The 17569-nt window shown below is 73.5% G+C and carries 17 protein-coding genes and 1 tRNA gene; 3 read left to right on the top strand and 15 right to left on the bottom strand.

All coding sequences use genetic code 11. From position 1 onward, the window contains the following. Positions 1-99: 99 nt before the first annotated feature. The 13 genes from AB0424_RS08450 to AB0424_RS08390 all read right to left on the bottom strand — a co-directional run bounded on the left by AB0424_RS08450 (position 100) and on the right by AB0424_RS08390 (position 12606). On the bottom strand, positions 100-1752 hold the full coding sequence (locus tag AB0424_RS08450; protein ID WP_366303180.1) for a long-chain fatty acid--CoA ligase: 1653 nt from the start codon (positions 1750-1752) through the stop codon (positions 100-102). A 146-nt stretch (positions 1753-1898) separates the two neighbouring features. Continuing rightward, the gene (locus tag AB0424_RS08445) at positions 1899-2444 is read right to left on the bottom strand and encodes a SigE family RNA polymerase sigma factor (RefSeq protein ID WP_366303178.1); all 546 of its coding nucleotides are present in this window, start codon (positions 2442-2444) and stop codon (positions 1899-1901) included. Between the two features lie 231 nt (positions 2445-2675). Further along, positions 2676-3893, bottom strand: coding sequence for a glycoside hydrolase domain-containing protein (locus AB0424_RS08440; protein ID WP_366303176.1), 1218 nt, complete (start codon positions 3891-3893; stop codon positions 2676-2678). A gap of 211 nt (positions 3894-4104) precedes the next feature. Further along, on the bottom strand, positions 4105-5271 hold the full coding sequence (locus tag AB0424_RS08435; protein WP_366303174.1) for a lipid-transfer protein: 1167 nt from the start codon (positions 5269-5271) through the stop codon (positions 4105-4107). Continuing rightward, entirely contained in the window at positions 5268-5651 is a 384-nt protein-coding gene (locus AB0424_RS08430; protein ID WP_366303172.1) for a MaoC family dehydratase, read from the bottom strand. The genes AB0424_RS08435 and AB0424_RS08430 overlap by 4 nt, the downstream gene beginning before the upstream one ends. Then, entirely contained in the window at positions 5648-6829 is a 1182-nt protein-coding gene (locus AB0424_RS08425) for an acyl-CoA dehydrogenase family protein (RefSeq protein ID WP_366303171.1), read from the bottom strand. The genes AB0424_RS08430 and AB0424_RS08425 overlap by 4 nt, the downstream gene beginning before the upstream one ends. A 1-nt stretch (position 6830) precedes the next feature. Beyond that, positions 6831-7772, bottom strand: coding sequence for a bifunctional MaoC family dehydratase N-terminal/OB-fold nucleic acid binding domain-containing protein (locus AB0424_RS08420; RefSeq protein WP_366303169.1), 942 nt, complete (start codon positions 7770-7772; stop codon positions 6831-6833). After that, a complete protein-coding gene (locus tag AB0424_RS08415; RefSeq protein WP_366303167.1) occupies positions 7769-8935 on the bottom strand; it encodes an acyl-CoA dehydrogenase family protein in 1167 nt (388 codons plus the stop codon). The genes AB0424_RS08420 and AB0424_RS08415 overlap by 4 nt, the downstream gene beginning before the upstream one ends. 179 nt (positions 8936-9114) lie before the next feature. After that, the gene (locus AB0424_RS08410; RefSeq protein ID WP_366303165.1) at positions 9115-9420 is read right to left on the bottom strand and encodes a hypothetical protein; all 306 of its coding nucleotides are present in this window, start codon (positions 9418-9420) and stop codon (positions 9115-9117) included. A 414-nt stretch (positions 9421-9834) separates the two neighbouring features. Beyond that, positions 9835-10350 carry an O-acetyl-ADP-ribose deacetylase gene (locus AB0424_RS08405; RefSeq protein ID WP_366303163.1) on the bottom strand — a complete coding sequence of 172 codons (516 nt, stop codon included), beginning with the start codon at positions 10348-10350 and terminating at the stop codon, positions 9835-9837. A gap of 159 nt (positions 10351-10509) precedes the next feature. Then, the gene (locus tag AB0424_RS08400) at positions 10510-10707 is read right to left on the bottom strand and encodes an antitoxin (RefSeq protein WP_366303161.1); all 198 of its coding nucleotides are present in this window, start codon (positions 10705-10707) and stop codon (positions 10510-10512) included. Positions 10708-10847: 140 nt separating this feature from the next. After that, a tRNA-Ser gene (locus AB0424_RS08395) sits at positions 10848-10932 on the bottom strand. Positions 10933-11064: 132 nt separating this feature from the next. Further along, positions 11065-12606 carry a trypsin-like peptidase domain-containing protein gene (locus AB0424_RS08390; RefSeq protein WP_366303159.1) on the bottom strand — a complete coding sequence of 514 codons (1542 nt, stop codon included), beginning with the start codon at positions 12604-12606 and terminating at the stop codon, positions 11065-11067. A gap of 206 nt (positions 12607-12812) precedes the next feature. Here AB0424_RS08390 and AB0424_RS08385 point away from each other — a divergent pair, with 206 nt between their 5' ends. From AB0424_RS08385 to AB0424_RS08375, 3 genes are all read left to right on the top strand, one after another. After that, positions 12813-13634, top strand: coding sequence for a glycerophosphodiester phosphodiesterase (locus AB0424_RS08385; RefSeq protein ID WP_366303157.1), 822 nt, complete (start codon positions 12813-12815; stop codon positions 13632-13634). Between the two features lie 291 nt (positions 13635-13925). Further along, entirely contained in the window at positions 13926-14528 is a 603-nt protein-coding gene (locus tag AB0424_RS08380) for an ATP-binding protein (RefSeq protein ID WP_366303155.1), read from the top strand. 178 nt (positions 14529-14706) lie between these two features. After that, positions 14707-15684, top strand: a complete 978-nt coding sequence (locus tag AB0424_RS08375; RefSeq protein ID WP_366303153.1) for a DUF5926 family protein — start codon at positions 14707-14709, stop codon at positions 15682-15684. 219 nt (positions 15685-15903) lie between these two features. Here AB0424_RS08375 and AB0424_RS08370 read toward each other — a convergent pair whose 3' ends face one another. Beyond that, positions 15904-16515, bottom strand: coding sequence for a hypothetical protein (locus AB0424_RS08370; protein WP_366303151.1), 612 nt, complete (start codon positions 16513-16515; stop codon positions 15904-15906). Positions 16516-16729: 214 nt separating this feature from the next. Continuing rightward, on the bottom strand, positions 16730-17410 hold the full coding sequence (locus AB0424_RS08365) for a bifunctional DNA primase/polymerase (RefSeq protein WP_366303149.1): 681 nt from the start codon (positions 17408-17410) through the stop codon (positions 16730-16732). Between the last annotated feature and the right edge of the window lie 159 nt (positions 17411-17569).

Raw genomic sequence — 17569 nt, 5'->3', positions numbered from 1 at the left:
GGGAGGGCGCCCCCGCCCTCCCCTCCCACCGACCGGCCGGGCCCGTCCGACCTGTCCCGTCGGTCGGGCCCCTCCGGTCCGTCCCGTCCGTCCGGTCCGCTACAGCTCGGTGACCTCCAGGCCGCCTTCCGCGTACTGCCGTCGGATGACCTTCTTGTCGAACTTGCCGACGCTCGTCTTCGGCACCGCCGGCACGATCGCCCAGCGCTCCGGCAGCTGCCACTTGGCGATGCCGCCCTCGTCGGCGAGGAACGCCCGCAGGGTCTCGTAGTCCGCCGTCTCGCCGTCCTTGAGGACGACGGTCGCCAGCGGGCGCTCGCCCCACTTCTCGTCCGGCACCGCGACGACCGCGGCCTCGGCGACCGCCGGGTGCGCCATGAGGGCGTTCTCCAGCTCGACGCTGGAGATCCACTCGCCGCCCGACTTGATGACGTCCTTCGCCCGGTCCGTGAGGGTCAGGTAGCCGTCGGGGCTGATCACGCCGACGTCACCGGTCTTCAGCCAGCCGTCCTCGCTGAACTTGTCGGCCGGACGGATGTCCTCGGCGTCGATGCCGCCGAAGTACGACCCCGCGATCCAGGTGCCGCGCACCTCCAGCTCGCCGGCCGACTCGCCGTCCCACGCCAGGTGCTCGCCGCCCGGGCCGACGAGCCGCGCCTCGACGCCGGCGGGGAAGCGGCCCTGCGTGACCCGGTAGGGCCACTCCTCCTCGGCCGTGAGCCCGGCCGGCGGGTGGGCCATCGTGCCCAGCGGGGAGGTCTCGGTCATGCCCCAGGCGTGGCAGAGGCGGACGCCGAGCCGGTCGTACGCCTCCATGAGCGAGGGCGGACAGGCCGCGCCGCCGATGGTGACCTGCGCCATCGAGGACAGGTCGCGGGGGTTGGCGGTGACCTCGGCGAGCAGGCCCTGCCAGATGGTGGGGACGGCGGCGGCGTGGCTCGGCTTCTCGCGCTCGATCATCTCGGCGAGCGGCGCGGGCTGGAGGAAGCGGTCCGGCATGAGCATGTTGATGCCGGTCATGAAGGTGGCGTGCGGCAGGCCCCAGGCGTTGACGTGGAACTGCGGGACGACGACCAGGGTCGTGTCCTTGGCGGTGAGGCCCATCGACTCGGCCATGTTGACCTGCATGGAGTGCAGGTAGATCGAGCGGTGGGAGTAGACGACGCCCTTCGGGTCCCCGGTGGTGCCGGAGGTGTAGCACATGGCCGCGGCCGAGCGCTCGTCCAGCTCCGGCCAGTCGTACGTGGTCGGGCGGCCCGCGATCAGCTCCTCGTAGTCGTGCACGCGCGGCGCCGCGCCGTCCAGGACGGAACGGTCGCCCGGGCCCGCGACCACGACGTGCTCGACCGTCGGCAGGTGCGGGAGCAGCGGGGCGAGCAGGGGCAGCAGGGAGCCGTTGACGATCACGACCCGGTCGGCCGCGTGGTTGACGATCCACACCAGCTGCTCGGGGGGCAGGCGGAGGTTGAGCGTGTGGAGGACCGCGCCCATGGACGGGATCGCGAAGTACGCCTCGACGTGCTCGGAGTTGTTCCACATGAGGGTGGCGACGCGCTGGTCGCCGGTGACGCCGAGTTCGTCGCGCAGGGCGTTGGCCAGCTGGTGCGCGCGGGCTCCGGCCTCCGCGAACGTGCGGCGGTGCGGCTCGGGCTCGCCCGTCCAGGTGGTGATGGTGGACTTCCCGTGGATCGTCATCCCGTGCTTGAGGATGCGGCTCACGGTCAGCTGTACGTCCTGCATGGTGCTGTACACGGGGCGTCCTCCCGGTGGGCGCTACGTGGCAGAAAGGGTGTGGCGATTCTGCGCACATACCGCGCGGTATGTCACTACCCCGGAGTACGGAAATTGCCAGTGATCGCTGGCGTGAGTGCCGGGACCGGCCGCGGCGGGAGGGTTCGCTACCGTACGGGCGCCAGCTCCGGGTCCTCGCGGAGCTTGCCGAGCGCCCGGGACACCGCGCTCTTCACCGTGCCGACCGACACCCCGAGCACCTCGGCGGTCTGCGCCTCGCTCAGGTCCTCGTAGTACCGCAGCACCACCATCTGCCGCTGGCGCTCCGGCAGCTTCAGCACCGCCCGCCACATCGCGTCGTGCAGTGCCTGCCGCTCGGCCGGGTCCGGCTGCGGCAGCCCCACCGGCTCCGGCAGCTCCTCGCAGACGACCTCGTCGACCTTGCGCTTGCGCCACTGCGACGTGCGCGTGTTCAGCAGCGCGCGACGGACGTAGCCGTCCAGGGCCCGGTGGTCCTCGATCCGCTCCCAGGCCATGTACGTCTTGGCGAGGGCGGTCTGGAGCAGGTCCTCCGCGTCCGACGGGTTCGCGGTCAGCGAGCGTGCGGTGCGCAGGAGCACGGGCCCGCGCGCCCGTACGTACGAGGAGAAGGTCGAGTACGACGCGTACTGCGAGGCACCGGCGCAGACGGGGCCAGAGGGTGGCGGAGTCATGACTCCACGCTAGGAGCGGACCGTCCCCCGCGGATCGGCCCCAGGTCCCGAACCCCGGTCCGCCTCAGGTTGTAGGGAGGGGGACACCTCCACCTCCTCTGGGTGGAGAGGCCCCCCTCCCTACGCCTCAGGGTCGCCGTGCCCCGCGGTCGAGGTCCGCAGGCCCCGGGCCCCGGCGAGGTCAGGGCCCGTCTCGGGGTGGGAGCAGCCGGACCCCGGTGCCCCACGGGGTCAGGGCGACGTCGGGGACACGCGCGGCGGAAGGGGCACGGCCGCCGGATCGGTCGCGGCCGGGGCGCTCGGTGCGGCGGTCGGCTTGGGCGTGGCCGCCAGGGGGAGGGTCACGACCGTCGGCCCGGTCGCGGCCGGGGGAAGGGGCACGGCCGTCGGTTCGGTCGCGGCCGGCGAGCTGGGTGCGGCCGTCGGCTTGGGCGTGGTCGACGTCTCGGGGCCGACTGTCGGCTTGGGCGTGGCTGTCGGCTTGGGGGCGGACGTCGGCTTGGTCGCGGGCGGCGGGCTGGGTGCGGCGGTCGGCTTGGGGGCGGACGATGCCGCCGCCGCGGCGGCGGCGCCGGTGACGGTCCTGGTCGCGGGACGGGCGACGGGCGCGTCCACGACGTTGCGGTCGATCATGAGGCGCCGGCCGCCGTACGACTCGGCGACGTCGCCCGCGTACTGGTGGATCCGGGCGTGCGGCGTCCATGCCTGGGGATGCAGCGCAGGCTCGGAGTCCAGTGTGGCCGAACCGTTCCAGCGCGCGAACCACATCACGGCGGGCATGTCCTGCGTGCCCGCCCGCCGCGCCTGTTCGATGTCCTGCACGCCCGAATCGGCGCTGCTGTAGAAGCCGGGGAGGTAGCCGAGGCGTCGTACCTCCCGGTTCCAGGCGCGGACGAAGGAGAGGGTGGTCGCCGCGCAGCCCGCGTCCTCGCGGCGGTAGCCCTCGATGTCGAGGTAGAGCGGGCTGCTCTCGGCCAGCCCGAGGGCCTTCGCCGCCCGCACCGCCTCCGCCGCCTCGCCGGTGCCCTGGCTCACGGGGTTGGAGCCGATGGCGAACGGCCTCTTGGCCGGGGCGACGACGCACGGCGCCTGCGAGCCGACGAAGAGGGGCAGCAGCCGCCAGCCCATGGCGTGCACCGAGGCGACCCACTCCCCCGTGAGCTCCCGCTGCGTGGGGCAGCCGCGGCCCCGCCCGCCGATGTAGATCCCGACGGCCCCGTACGGCGAACTGCGCCACGCCTGCATCACCGCGAGGGACGGGGCCTCGCAGGTGTCGAACGCCCGGCCCGCGAACAGCGCGGGCTCACCGGCGGCGGAGCCAGCCGGAGCGCCACCGGCGGGGGCTCCGGCCCGGGCAGGCGGGTCTTCCTGCCGGGTCCGCTCACCGGCCGGCTCCGGGGAGGCGAGGAGCGCCGCACCGGCCACCCCCGCGGCCAGCGCGGCCACCACGGCCCGCACCCTGGCGGCCTGCCCCGACCGCCGAGGGGGCGGAGGTGCGGGAGGGAGGGGCGGCGAGGGAGGCGGAAGCGGTGTCGACGGCGACTCGGAGACGGGTCCGCGCGTGGGCGGAGGGACGGGTGGCACGGGTGGCCGGGCGCTGGTGCTCATGGCGCGAGTGAAGAACCGCCCGCGCCGCCCGGCCACCGCTGGGCCCGTCGCCTCAGCCGTCCGAGCCCAGGATCAACCCGGACGTGGGAACCCCCGTCCCCGCGGTCACCAGGGTCCGGGCCGCGCCGGGTATCTGGTTCACCGAGGTGCCGCGCACCTGGCGCACGGCCTCCGCGATGCCGTTCATGCCGTGGAGGTACGCCTCGCCGAGCTGGCCTCCGTGGGTGTTCAGCGGGAGCGCGTCGGCCGCGACGAAGTCGGCCGCCTCCCCCGGGCCGCAGAAGCCGAACTCCTCCAGCTGCATCAGCACGAACGGGGTGAAGTGGTCGTAGAGGATGCCCACGTCGATGTCGCTCGGCGCGAGCCCGGACGTCCGCCACAGCTGACGGGCCACCACGCCCATCTCCGGTAGTCCGGTGAGGTCGTCCCGGTAGAAGCTGGTCATGGCCTCCTGCCGGCGCCCGGCTCCCTGCGCCGCGGCCAGGATCACGGCGGGCGGGTTCGGCAGGTCGCGGGCGCGCTCGGCGGAGGTGACGACGATCGCCTGGCCGCCGTCGGTCTCCTGGCAGCAGTCGAGGAGCCGGAGGGGCTCGACGATCCAGCGCGAGGCGGCGTGGTCCGCGAGGGTGATCGGCTTCCCGTGGAAGTAGGCGGCGGGGTTGCGGGCCGCGTGCCGGCGGTCGGTGACGGCGACGTGTCCGAAGGCGTCCGGGGTCAGTCCGTAGGCGTGGAGGTACCGCTGGGCGGCCATGGCGACCCAGGAGGCCGGGGTGAGGAGGCCGAAGGGCAACTGCCAGCCCAGCGCGGCCCCTTCGGCGGAGGGCTCGCGCTGCTGGACCCCGGAGCCGAAGCGGCGCCCGGAGCGCTCGTTGAACGCCCGGTAGCAGACGACGACCTCGGCGACGCCGGCCGCGACGGCGAGCGCGGCCTGCTGCACGGTGGCGCAGGCGGCCCCGCCTCCGTAGTGCACGCGGGAGAAGAACGACAGCTCGCCGATCCCGGACGCCTGGGCGACGGTGATCTCCGGGTTGGTGTCCATGGTGAAGGTGACCAGGCCGTCGACGTCGGCCGGGGTGAGACCGGCGTCGTCGAGCGCCGCCCGCACCGCCTCCACGGCGAGGGAGAGCTCACTGCGGCCGGAGTCCTTGGAGAACTCGGTCGCGCCGATGCCCACGACGGCCGCCCGGCCGCCGAGGTCGTCCCGGGTCCGCAGGCTCATCGCACGACCTCCACGGTGACCGTGCCGGTGACGTGGTTCCCCAGGCCGTTCGCCCCGGTGATCCGGACGCCGACCGTGTCACCGTCGACTGCGGTGACCGTGCCGGTCAGGACCATCGTGTCCCCCGGGTGGTTGGGGGCGCCGAGCCGGATGGCGACCTTGCGCAGGACGGCCCGGGGGCCGAAGTGGTCGGTGACGTACCGGCCGACGAGCCCGTTGGTGGTCAGGATGTTCATGAAGATGTCCGGGGACCCCTTCTCGCGGGCCAGCTCGGCGTCGTGGTGCACGTCCTGGTAGTCGCGGGAGGCGACGGCCCCGGCGACGATCAGGGTGCGGGTGATCGGGATACGCAGCGGCGGCAGCTCGTCCCCGGGCTTCATGACGGGTCCCCCTTCGCGAGCAGGTCGCCGAGCTCGGCGAGGAGTTCGGTGCCGCAGCCCAGATGGGCGTCGAGCTGGCGGCCCCACAGGAAGTGGCGGTGGACGGGGTGGTCGAGGTCCGCGCCCATGCCGCCGTGCAGATGCTGTCCGGTGTGCACGACCCGCTTTCCCGCTTCGGAGGCCCACCACGCGGCCGTCAGCGCGGCGCCCGTGGCGTCCAGACCCTCGTCGAACCGCCACGCGGCCTCGTAGGCCGTGACCCGGATGGCCTCCGTGTCCATGTGCGCGTCGGCGGCCCGCAGTTGCACCGCCTGGTGCGTGGCGAGCGGCCGGCCGAACTGCTCCCGCACCGCGGTGTACTCCACGGCTCTGGCCAGCGACCCGGCGCAGACCCCGGCCTGGAGACCGGCGAAGGCGATCCGCGCCGCCGTCAGCACCTGCGCGTACGCCGCGTCCGGCGCGGGGCCCGCGTCCGGCGCGTACGCCGCGTCCGGTCCTGGGCCCGCGTTCCGTCCTGGGCCCTCGTTCCGTCCGGGGTCCTCGTTCCGTCCGGGGTCCTCGTTTCGCCCGGGGCCCTCGTCCGGCCCGGGGCCCGCAGCCGGCCCGGGGCCCCCCAGGCGCTCGGCGGGCGTCCCGGCGAGGACGAGCCGGCCGGCGGACCAGGGCGCGGTGAGCTCCACCGCCTCGACCCGGGCCACGTCCTGGGTACGGACGAGCCACAGGGCCCGGTCCTGGTCCGGGACGAGGACGTGGGTGGCGTCCCTGAGCCACGGCACCCACTCCACGGTCCCGCTGAGCCGCCCGTCCCGCGCGGCGACCGTGCCGGGCGCCGGGAGGGCTCCCGTCACCACCGTCGTCCCGTCGCGCAGGCCGGGCAGGAACCGGTCGCGCTGCTCCTCCGTGCCGTGGCGGGCGATCGCGAGGATCCCGTACACACAGCTCGCGGCGAAGGGCACCTGGGCCGTGGTGCGGCCCTGTTCCTCCAGCAGCAGGACCAGACCGAGCAGGCCGGTCTCCTCGACGGAGCCGGGGAGACCGGCCGCGCAGAGCGCCTTCCAGAGCTCGGCGTCGGTGCCGGTCCCGGCGGCGCTCAGCCGCTCGTGGCCGGAGAGGTCGCCGAAGATCCGCCCGGCCAGTTCCCGGGCCGCCTCCTGCTCCTCGGTGGGGGTGAAGTCCATGTCAGTCCTCCCCTCCCGCTCGGAAGACGGGAAGCTCCAGCTCCTCGTCGACCCGCAGGAACTCCAGCCGTACCGGCATCCCGATCCGCACCTTGTCGTACGGCACTCCCACCACGTTGCTGACCATCCGCACGCCTTCGGCGAGTTCGACGAGCCCGACCGCGTACGGCGGGTCGAAGGCCGGGAAGGACGGGTGGTGCATCACCACGTACGAGAAGACGGTCCCGGCGCCGCTCGCCTCGACCGTGTCCCACGCGCGCGAGCCGCACTCGGCGCACCCCGGCAGCCAGGGGAAGCGCAGGGTCGCGCAGGCGGTGCAGCGCTGGACGAGCAGCCTGTGCGCGGCCACCCCCTCCCAGAACCCGGCGTTGTCCCGGTTGACCACGGGCCTCGGCCGCCGCGCCTTCGGCCGCTCGTCCCGGCTCCCGGGAGCCGGGCCCGCGGGGCGGGCCGCCGGGGCGTACTTGAGGATGCGGAAGCGGTGGGTGCCGGCGAGCTCGCCGGCCGCCCGCACGTCCATCCGGGTCGTCACGAAGTGGCCGGTGCCCAGCCTGGTGGTCTTGCGCGGGGAGACGGACTCGATGACGGCGTCGAAGGTGATCTCGTCGCCGGGCCGCAGCGGCCTCAGGTACTCCTGCTCGCAGTCGGTGGCGACCACCGAGGTGTACCCGGCGCCGTCGAGGAGCGCCGACAGCTCCTCGTAGGCCCCGGAGCGGTCCGTGTGCCCCGAGAGTCCGCCCATCGTCCATGCCTGGAGCATCGTCGGGGGCGCGACGGCGTCCGGTCCCCGGTAGGCGGGGTGCTCGTCGCCCATGGCCTCGCACCAGTGCCGGATCATGGCCGGGTTGACCGGGTCCTTCCCGGTTCCGGCCGTGGCGGCGGACCGGCCCTCGTAGGCCACGAGCCGGGCGTACAACGGGTCGTCCCGCTCCGCGCCGGTCATCGCCGCCCCCTCCCCTTCATGCCGAGCCGCATCCTCGCGACGATCTCGCGCTGCACCTCGCTCACCCCTCCCCCGAAGGTGTTGATCTGCGCGGCGCGGTTCATGCGCTCCAGCTCACCGCCGTCGAACTCCCCCGGCGATCCCGCTCGCACCGTCCCCGCCCCGCCCGCGATCTCCTGACATATTCGATACACCTCCACCGCCGATTCGGTTCCCGCGAACTTCACTCCGCTCGCGTCCCCCGGGGCCAGGCGACCGGCCCCCACGTCCCCCACCAAACGCCAGTTCAGCAGGCGTGTCGCGGCCAGCCGCGCGTGCGCTTCGGCGGCCCGGATCCGGATCCACGGCTCGTCAATGCGACGCCGGCCCGTCACCGGATCGGGGGTACGCGCCCGGTCGAGCACGGCCGCGAAGAAGTCCTCGGCCTGCATGCCGATCGCGGCGAGCGCCACCCGCTCGTGGTTGAGCTGGCTGGTGATGAGCCCCCAGCCGCCGTGCTCGGGCCCGACGAGGTGGCCCGCGGGGACCCGTATCCCGTCGTAGTGCGTCGCCGTCGTCGTCAGCCCGCCCACGGTCTCGATCGGGGTCCAGGAGAAGCCGGGGGCGTCGGTGGGGACGAGGACGATGGAGATGCCGCGGTGCGGGGGCGCGTCGGGATCGGTCCGGCAGGCGAGCCAGATCCAGTCGGCGTTCTGTGCGTTGGAGGTGAAGACCTTCTGGCCGTCGATGATCCAGGAGTCGCCGTCCCTGACCGCCCGCGTCCGCAGGGAGGCGAGGTCGGTGCCGGCCTCGGGCTCGCTGTACCCGATGGCGAAGACGGTCTCGCCGCGCAGGATCCCGGGCAGGAGCGCGGCCTTCTGCTCCTCCGTCCCGTACGCCATCAAGGTGGGGCCCACGGTGTTGAGCGTGACCATCGAGACGGGTGCGCCGGCGCGGTACGCCTCGTCGAAGAAGACGAACTGCTCGTCGGGTCCCCGGCCCCGCCCTCCGTACTCCTCGGGCCAGCCGAGGCCGAGGAGCCCGTCCGCGCCGATGCGGCGGAGCAGCCGGCGCTGGGCACCGGTGTCGTCGTGCGGTGGCGGCCCGTCGGGCATCAGCTCCCGGAAGTACGCACGGAGTTCGGCGCGCAGCCGCAGCTGCCGCTCGGTCGGGGCGAGGTGCACGGCAACGGCCTCCCGTGGGACGACTGAGGTTTCTGACTGTCCGTCAGATTCGGGATGCCTGTCAAGGCGCGGACACGCGAACAGCCCGACGGCCCGCACGCCGGTACCGAAGTACCGCCGCGCGGGCCGTCGTTCACACCGCGGTCACGCCCCCCGTCGGGCCGGCTGCCGTGCTCCGCTCACCACCACGGGTGGAAGTTGACCACCGCGTTGGCCTGGTTGATGTGGGTGAACGCGGAGCCGTTCACACTCGCGGTGTTGTTCTGGTTCGAGGCACCGGAACCGGTCGCCACCTGCTGCGTCGTGGTCGAGTTGCCGTTGTTGTCGCCACCGACGCCGCTGCCGATGATCGTGGCGACGCTCGTGTTCGATCCGTCGTCCGCGAATCCTCCGTTGTCGGCCTGGGCCACCCCGCTGAAGAGCGCGGCGGCGAGGGGCAGGGCGGCGGCAGCGGCGAGGACGCGGGCGGTACGGATGCTTGCCATGTGTGTTCCTCCGGGAACTGAATGCTGGTGCTGGTGCACGGAACTGCTCTGAAGCGGTCTGAAGTGATTCGAAGTACGGCCATGTCCAAGGCGGTCGGCCTACCGCCCCGGTCGTTTTCTGCTCGACGTCGCGACTCCAGAGTTGCCCACCGAATCCCCGGCGAACCAGACCGGAGCGGCCTATTCCCCCTCAAGCGTGAGGACAAGCAGATAAACCCCGGCACTCCGAGGAAACGCGCAGCTCACCGGGGTGCGGGGCCGCCGGGGCAGGCACGGCCGGTGCGCCGCAAGAGAGGAAGCGTTCCGGCACCGTCCGCGCCCGCCCCGCTCCCGGACCGCACTCCTCGGCGCGTCTCCCGCACGAGGAAATCGAGCACGCTTACCGGAAAGGAGAAGAAATTCGATCCGCGGGCCCTACAGGTCCCGCACCGCCGCCTCGAAAGCCGCGTACGCGTGCGCGTCGAACAGCACGAAACGCACTTCCTCCACCTGCGTACGGGCCGCCCGCACGGTCCCCACGGCGATCCGGGCCCCGTCCTCCATCGGCCAGCCGTAGATGCCGGTGGAGATCGCCGGGAACGCGACCGTGCGGTCCCCCAGTTCGTCCGCCACCCGCAGCGACGCGCGGTAGCAGGAGGCCAGCAGTTCCGAGCGGTCCTCCTCCCGCGACCAGACCGGCCCCACCGTGTGGATCACGTGCCGGGCGGGCAGCCGCCCCGCCGTGGTCGCCACCGCCCGTCCGGTCGGCAGCCCCTTCCCGTAGTGAGAGCGGCGCAGGTCCTGGCAGGCGGCGAGGATCTCGGGCCCGCCCTTGCGGTGAATGGCCCCGTCGACTCCGCCACCCCCGAGCAGCGAGGAGTTGGCGGCGTTCACCACCGCGTCCACCTCCTCCGCGGTGATGTCCCCCCGCACGAGCACGATGCGCACCACGCCCGACCCCTTCCTCCGCTCACTTCCCGCCGCATTCAAACCGCCGCATCCCGGCCTGGCCAAGGGATTACCGCGCCGGGACCGCGAAAGGGGCGCCCCCGAACGACCCGGGGCGCCCCTTCGGCATCACCGGCCCGCGACGGCGGGCACGGCACGGTCCTACTGCTGGGGCGGGGACTCCGGGCCCTGGCCCGTTCCTCCCAGCTGCCCCTTGAGCTTGTCCTGGGCTGTGTCGACCTGACCGCTGTACTTGCCCTGGGTCTTCCCGTCGACGGCGTCGCCGGCCTTGTCGATGCCCTTCGAGGCTTGGTCCTCGTGGCCCTTCAGCATGCCCTTGAGCTTGTCCAACACAGACATCCTGGTCCTCCTAGCGCGATAACCAGCCCTTCCAGCATCCCGGCGCCCCACCCGAACCGCATCTCGGGAACCCGCGGCGCCCCGCCCGGAGAACGCGAAAGGCCCCTGACCGAAATCGTCGGTCAGGGGCCTTTCCGCTGCGGTGGGTGTGGGATTTGAACCCACGGTGACTCGCGCCACGACGGTTTTCAAGACCGTTCCCTTAGGCCGCTCGGGCAACCCACCCCCGCTCCGGCCCACCCGGGGTGGAGCGGGCTACAGCGTACCGGCTGAGGAGGTGCGGCGGTGAGGGCCGGTGGCGCGGGCGGGGGTGTGCTCGGGTCGAAGTCCCGCCCGTCCGCGTGCGATCGTCCCGGGTCAGCTGTCTCCGGTGCGTTCGCCGAGGGTGACGGTGGCCGTGGCGGTCCTGCCGTCGCGCTCGTAGGTGACCTTGACGGCGTCTCCGGGCTTGTGGGTCCAGATCTCGCTGATGAGGGTGGGGCCGCTGTCGATCTGGTGGCCGTCGAAGCCGGTGATGACGTCGCCCGCCTTCAGGCCCGCCTTGGCCGCCGGGCCGTCGGGGGTGACCGGGGAGGTGCCGCCGGCGCCCTGGGTGGCGATGGTGGCGCCGGTGCCCTTGCCGTTCATGTTCACGGTCGCGCCGATCACCGGGTAGACCGGCTTGCCGGTCTTGATCAGCTGCTGGGCGACGTTCTTGGCCTGGTTGACCGGGATCGCGAAGCCGAGGCCGATCGAGCCCGCCTGGGACTGGCCGAAGCCGCTGCCGGTCGACTGGATGGCGGAGTTGATGCCGATGACGGCGCCGCTCGCGTCGAGCAGCGGACCGCCGGAGTTGCCGGGGTTGATCGAGGCGTCGGTCTGCAGCGCGCTCATGTACGAGTTGCCGCCGCCGGAGCCGTCGCCCGAGGCGACCGGGCGGTTCTTGGCGCTGATGATGCCCGTGGTCACCGTGTTCGACAGGCCGAAGGGCGCGCCGATCGCGATCGTCGAGTCGCCCACGGCGACCTTGTCGGAGTCCCCCAGCGGCAGCGGCGTCAGCCCCTTCGGGGCGTCCTTCAGCTTGAGGACGGCCACGTCGTACCCCTCGGCCCGGCCGACGACCTCCGCGTCGTACGACTTGCCGTCGGAGAAGGTCACGGAGAGCGTGCCGCCGTCCGCCGCCGACGCGACCACGTGGTTGTTGGTGACGATGTGGCCTTCCTGGTCGTACACGAAGCCGGTGCCCGTGCCGCCCTCGCCCTCGGCGCCGCCGGACTTCGCCTGGATGGTGACGACGCTCGGCAGCGCCTTCGCCGCCACCGCGGCGACGGTGCCGGGCTCGCGCTTGAAGGAGGCCGGGGCCTCGCCCGAGGAGACCGTGGTGGAGCCGAAGGCGTGGTCGTCGCCTCGCTCGGCGGCCCAGTAGCCGATGCCGCCGCCGATGCCTCCGGCGACGAGCGCCGCCACCAGGACGGCCGCCACGACGCCACCGGTCCGCCTGCGGCCCGCGGGGGCGGCGGGCGGGGGCGGCGCGCCCCAGGCCGGGACGGCGGGCGGGGCCGGGGGCCAGCCACCGGCCCCGCCCGCGGCGGCTGCCGGGGCGTGCGCCTGGGCGTGGGCGTGCGTCTCGGGGTGACCGGGAGCGGGGGCGTGGGCCGGGTCGGGGGCGTGGGCCGGGTCGGAGGCGTACGCCGGGGTCGGCGCGGGGGCGTGCGCCGGAGCGCCCCCGGGGGCCGGGGGCTGGGTGTGCGGCAGGGGCCGGGTCGGCTCGGGCTCCTCGGGGGCGGGAGCCGGGACGGCGTTCCCCGCGGCCTCCTCGGCCTTCGCCGGCGGGGTCGTCGGGGGTACGGGAGGCGTGGGAGGGACGGACGGGGCAGCCGGGTCCGCCGGAACCGCCGTGCCCTCGTTCTCGGTGCTCACAGCTCGCTCTCCTCGTTCACTGCGCGGGGATGGTCCTTCGGGTCACTACTGGTCACTACGGGTTCCAGGGTGCTGCACCAGCTTTTCCCACCGGACGTCAGGCCACGGTAAGGCGGAGCTGTGCATTCACCCCCTCTCCTTTATATAGGGCAGAACGGACATGCTCCGGTGTGCCCCGGGCCATCCGCCAATGGCACCATGTCGCGGTGACTCACGCACGGCAGCACCCGAACAGCGTCCCCCTCCAGGTCGTCGCCCACCGTGGAGCATCCGAGGACGCACCGGAACACACCCTGGCCGCCTATGTGAAGGCCATCGAGGACGGCGCCGACGCCCTGGAGTGCGACGTCCGGCTCACCGCCGACGGCCATCTGGTCTGCGTCCACGACCGCCGCGTCGACCGCACCTCGAACGGCCGCGGCGCTGTGTCCGCCCTGGAACTGGCCGATCTCGCGGCCCTGGACTTCGGCACCTGGAAGGGACGGGAGGAGTCCGGCGAGAGCCCCGACACGAGCGATCCCGGCTCCACCTCCGTCCTCACCCTGGAACGCCTCCTGGAGCTGGTCTCCGACGCCGGGCGCCGGGTCGAGCTGGCCATCGAGACCAAGCACCCGACCCGGTGGGCGGGCCAGGTCGAGGAGCGGCTGCTCCAGCTCCTGAAGCGGTTCGGCCTGGACGAGCCGGCGTCCCCGGCCGAGTCCCCGGTGCGGATCATGAGCTTCTCGGCCCGCTCGCTGCACCGGATCGCCGCGGCCTCGCCGACGCTGCCCACGGTCTCGCTCGCCCAGTTCGTCACGCCCCGGCTGCGCGACGGGCGGCTCCCCGCGGGCGCGCGCATCGCCGGGCCGTCGATCCGGATCGTCCGCCACCACCCGGCGGTGATCCTCCGACTCCAGAAGGCGGGCCACCAGGTCCACGTCTGGACGGTGGACGAGGCGGAGGACGTCGAGCTCTGCGAGCGACTGGGCGTGGACGCGATCATCACCAACCGCCCGAAGCAGGTGCTCGCGCAGCTCAGCCGCGACTGACCGGCGGCACCGCCGACCGGGACGGGATCGTCGCGGGGCCGCGCCGCCGACTACACCGGCCGCCCCGTCGACCACCACCCCGGCACTCCTCGTGTGGCGACATCGGGGGTGCCAGGGTGACGGCCCATGGCGACATGGGTCACGTCGCGGTCGCGTACCGCTCGCGGCGCCCCCGCGAGCATGTCCGTACTTCTCCGTTTTCGTCCTCCTGCACTTTCCCACCCGTCACGGGACACAGCAGGACTTACAGGGAGTGCACCGGCGCGTTCCGTGTGTACGCGATCGTCACGAGTGCCTCATCGAACGCGGATTGGCCGGTTTCCGGTCCAGGCCATTGGGGCATCCACACGGTGGCGTGGGGCAAAGGAGGTCTCGGGGGTGGCGTTGGTGGTGGCACAAGAGGTGCCCACGTCGTCGAGCATGGCCGTACCCCATGGCCCTGCCGGCGTAGGTGAGGCAAGACACCGGATGAGGGACGAGCTGTACCGCAGCGGGGTGTCCGACTCCGTCGTCGACGACGCGGTGCTGATCCTGTCCGAGCTGCTCAGCAACGCCTGTCGGTACGGCAGGCCGCTGGGATGCGCGGAGCGGGGCGAAGGCGACGTGCGGGCGGCCTGGCGGGTCGACCCGGCGGGCGGGCTCAGGGTCGAGGTCACGGACGGCGGTGGTCCGACACGCCCCGTTCCGTCGACGCCCTCGGTCACCGCACGCGGCGGCCGCGGGCTGAACATCATCGGCGCGCTGGCCCAGGACTGGGGCGTGCGCGACAGCGCCTCCGGCGAGGTGACCGTCTGGGTGGTCGTCACCGAAGGACACCGCCGCGAGGACTTCGCGACGCGGGTCGGCGGCGGCTCCGGCTTCGACTTCCTCGACGCGTACGACGATCTGGACTGACCCCGCACCGGGGTCGCGTCCCGGCGCCGGTGGCGGGACGCGGCCGGGCGGGATCCCCGGGCCGGCAGCGCCCCGCCTGAGGGGCACCCGCGCCCGGTGCGGCTAGGCTCGCGCCCGATACAGCACGCACAGAGCGCACACAGCGCACAGCACGCCGCGATCGGGAGAAAGCCACACCATGGCCAAGAAGCGCCCCCAGACGAAGGCCGGCAAGACCGGTCAGGCACAGGTCACGAGCGGGGAGATCCCGGTCGTCGGTGCTCGCGAGCCGTGTCCGTGCGGTTCGGGCCGCCGCTACAAGGCGTGCCACGGCCGGGCCGCCGCGCACGCCGTGACCGAGCTCGTCCAGCGCCCCTTCGAGGGCCTGGCCGGCGAGTGCGACTGGGTCGCGCTGCGCGAGCTGGTGCCCGCCGCCACCGTGCCGCTCACCCTGAAGGGCGGACTGCCCGAGGGCGTGCCGTCCGTGACGCTCGCGACCGTGCTGCCGATGGCGTGGCCGGCGCTCCGCCGCGACGACGGCTCCGTCCTCCTCGCCCTGCAGAACGACTCCACCTCCGGCGACCTCGCGCGGGACCTCGCCGACACCCTCCAGCGCGCCCTGGAGGCCGAGCCGGGCAGCCCGGTCCCCGCGCGCCGCGTGCCGGCCGAGGGCCCGCGCCTGCAGGACCTGCTCGACGCGGACGCCGCGTTCGCGCCCGAGGTCCACACCGGCTTCGAGTTCTGGATCCCGCAGTCCGCGGACGGCGCCGACCCGGAGGTCGCCGCGTCCCTGGAGCGGGCCAACGCGGCCGCGATCCCGACCGTCAAGCTGACGAGCGTGGACTCCGCGTACTGGTGCGAGACCCCGGACAAGAACCACCTCCGCTGGGTCATGCCGTACCCGGAGGAGAAGCTCCTCGACGCGCTCGCCCGCCTCCAGGCCGGCGAGGGCACCTCGCTCGGCCAGGACACCCGGCTCGTCGGCTCGTTCCGCGCCCACGGCCTGATGGTGCCGGTGTGGGACCTGCCGACGTCGATGACCGCGGAGCAGTGCGAGAAGCCCGCCGCCGAGTTCGCCGAGCGGCTGACCGCGGCGCTCGCCTCGGACGCCCCTCTCACGGCGGAGGAGCGCCGGGCGCGCGGCGGCCTAACGAACCGTCAGGTCACTCTCAGCTGATACCCCAGGTGGTATCGGTGACTGACAGACCGACCAGTCGGTGACTTCCGCCACAAGAGGGTCGACGGACAGGTAAATCCCTGTCCGAATAACCGAGATCGAATTTGCGAACAGCAGATCTCTTGTTACCGTTCTGGAAGCCCGGTCGCTGGTGCATCCCCCGTCGCCAGCGATCGGGCCTTTCCATGTCCGCTCCCGGCAGGGCCGGAGCGTCGACTCTCAACTTCCTTCGGCATCCGCCGTGTTGCTGCCCGACCGCAGCAGCAGCGGGGTGTCGCCCCCTTCGCCGGAGCCCGCGAATTCCGCCACCGCCGTATGGTCCGCGGCCGCGCCCCGACCGCGCTCCCGAGGTGTTTCGCAGGTCCCCGGTTCGTCCTGCGCGGGAACGGGGCAACGCACTTGAACGGTCCGCCCACCGGGGGCCATGAGGGTCAGAAACGCGTCGAGTTCCTGCCCCGCGGCGTTCCGGTAGTACGTACGCGCCCACACGTCCGGCCCCTCGGACACGACACAGGTCTGCGCCTCGACGCCGTCGGAGGAGGCGAGTTCCGGACCGCACCGCGTGACCCGCTCGTCGGCCGCCTGGGGAGCGGCCTCGGCGACGGCCCCACCGGACCGCGGACCGGCGGCGGACGGGGGAGCGTCGGCGTCCCCGGCGGCGGAGGTCCGGGGACGGGATCCCAGACCGAGGTCCCTCAGCAGGTCCCCCGGCTTCGCGTCGCCCTGACGCCCGGGTTCTCCCGTCGGTCCCGCCATGGCCACGAGGGGCAGCAGGACGGCCACCGTGACGGCGGCACCGAGTCCGACCACCCGGAGGTTCACCCGACCCATGGAACCCACCTGCTCCTGTTCGGCTGGAGATCTTGAACGGTGGGGCGAACATAGCGGCGGCCGGCGGGGCCCGGTCCGCCGTGCGCGCGTTTCCCCTGGAAGTCGACCCAGGACACACCCGTTCGGGTGAAGGCCCGACGCCCACCGCGACCCCCGGGCCCCGGGCCCGGCCTCAAGGCCCTGGCAGCGCAGGCCCTGGCAGCGCAGGTCCGGGCTAGTACGTGAGCCGGCTGCCGCCGCCCGGTGTGCTGGTGCTCGCCTCGACGAGGGCGTCGACCACCGCCTCGACGTCGGGCAGCCACGGGCGGGCCGAGCCCGCGAGGGGCGCCCGCTCCCACCGCACCGGGCCGGTGCCGGTGACGGAGGGCGGCAGCAGGAGGTAGCCGCCCTCGCCGTGGAACCGGAGCGAGCTGGGCACGCTGTCCTTCGCGTACAGCAGCTCGCCCAGCCGTTCGAGGCCGTACGGGGCGACGAGGATCGACCACCGCGTCGGGGTCGCCACGACCGGGCCGAGCCGCATGCCCGTCGCGTCGAGCGCGGCCAGGGCCCGCGCGCCCGCCACCGCGGGCAGGCTGACGGCGCAGGGCGCGCCGCCTCCGGTGGCCAGCACGACCGGGGCGTCCGGGCGCCTGGCCCACCACCAGCGGACCATGCGCTCGTCCGTGGTGGCCGCGAGCAGCCCGGGGTCGTACGGGTGCGCCCCGGGCACCGCGCAGTCGGGGTCGGGGCAGGCGCAGGCCGTGCCGGCGGCCGTGCGGGTCGTCGTTCTCAGGCCCGCTCCCGGCAGGACGGGCCAGCCCCACTCGACGGCGAAGGTGACCGCCGCGTCGAGCCGGGCGGTCCTCGCCTTGCGCCGGGACCTGAGCCTGCGTCGCATTCCGAGGATCTCGCGCATGAGCGCTCGTTCCTTTCCGTTGAACGCCGAATCCACATGACAACCTGTGCAGAACACTTCACCGTGCGTATCAGCGCGTACCGGTCGGTGGGACGGCGCCCCGCGTCGGGGCGGGGCGGTCCGGGCCGGACCAGGAGGAACCGGGTCGGAACCAGGTGG

Origin of the sequence: Streptomyces sp. NPDC051180 (assembly GCF_040689545.1) — a bacterium.
GTDB lineage: Bacteria > Actinomycetota > Actinomycetes > Streptomycetales > Streptomycetaceae > Streptomyces.
This window is presented reverse-complemented; position numbering and strand designations above follow the sequence as displayed.

Bases quoted from the DNA above. Each gene is read 5' to 3' on its own strand.
- AB0424_RS08445 (WP_366303178.1), bottom strand. From the start codon at position 2,444: ATGACTCCGCCACCCTCTGGCCCCGTCTGCGCCGGTGCCTCGCAGTAC.
- AB0424_RS08435 (WP_366303174.1), bottom strand. From the start codon at position 5,271: ATGAGCCTGCGGACCCGGGACGACCTCGGCGGCCGGGCGGCCGTCGTG.
- AB0424_RS08430 (WP_366303172.1), bottom strand. From the start codon at position 5,651: ATGAAGCCCGGGGACGAGCTGCCGCCGCTGCGTATCCCGATCACCCGC.
- AB0424_RS08425 (WP_366303171.1), bottom strand. From the start codon at position 6,829: ATGGACTTCACCCCCACCGAGGAGCAGGAGGCGGCCCGGGAACTGGCC.
- AB0424_RS08420 (WP_366303169.1), bottom strand. From the start codon at position 7,772: ATGACCGGCGCGGAGCGGGACGACCCGTTGTACGCCCGGCTCGTGGCC.
- AB0424_RS08410 (WP_366303165.1), bottom strand. From the start codon at position 9,420: ATGGCAAGCATCCGTACCGCCCGCGTCCTCGCCGCTGCCGCCGCCCTG.
- AB0424_RS08400 (WP_366303161.1), bottom strand. From the start codon at position 10,707: ATGTCTGTGTTGGACAAGCTCAAGGGCATGCTGAAGGGCCACGAGGAC.
- AB0424_RS08375 (WP_366303153.1), top strand. From the start codon at position 14,707: ATGGCCAAGAAGCGCCCCCAGACGAAGGCCGGCAAGACCGGTCAGGCA.
- AB0424_RS08370 (WP_366303151.1), bottom strand. From the start codon at position 16,515: ATGGGTCGGGTGAACCTCCGGGTGGTCGGACTCGGTGCCGCCGTCACG.
- AB0424_RS08365 (WP_366303149.1), bottom strand. From the start codon at position 17,410: ATGCGCGAGATCCTCGGAATGCGACGCAGGCTCAGGTCCCGGCGCAAG.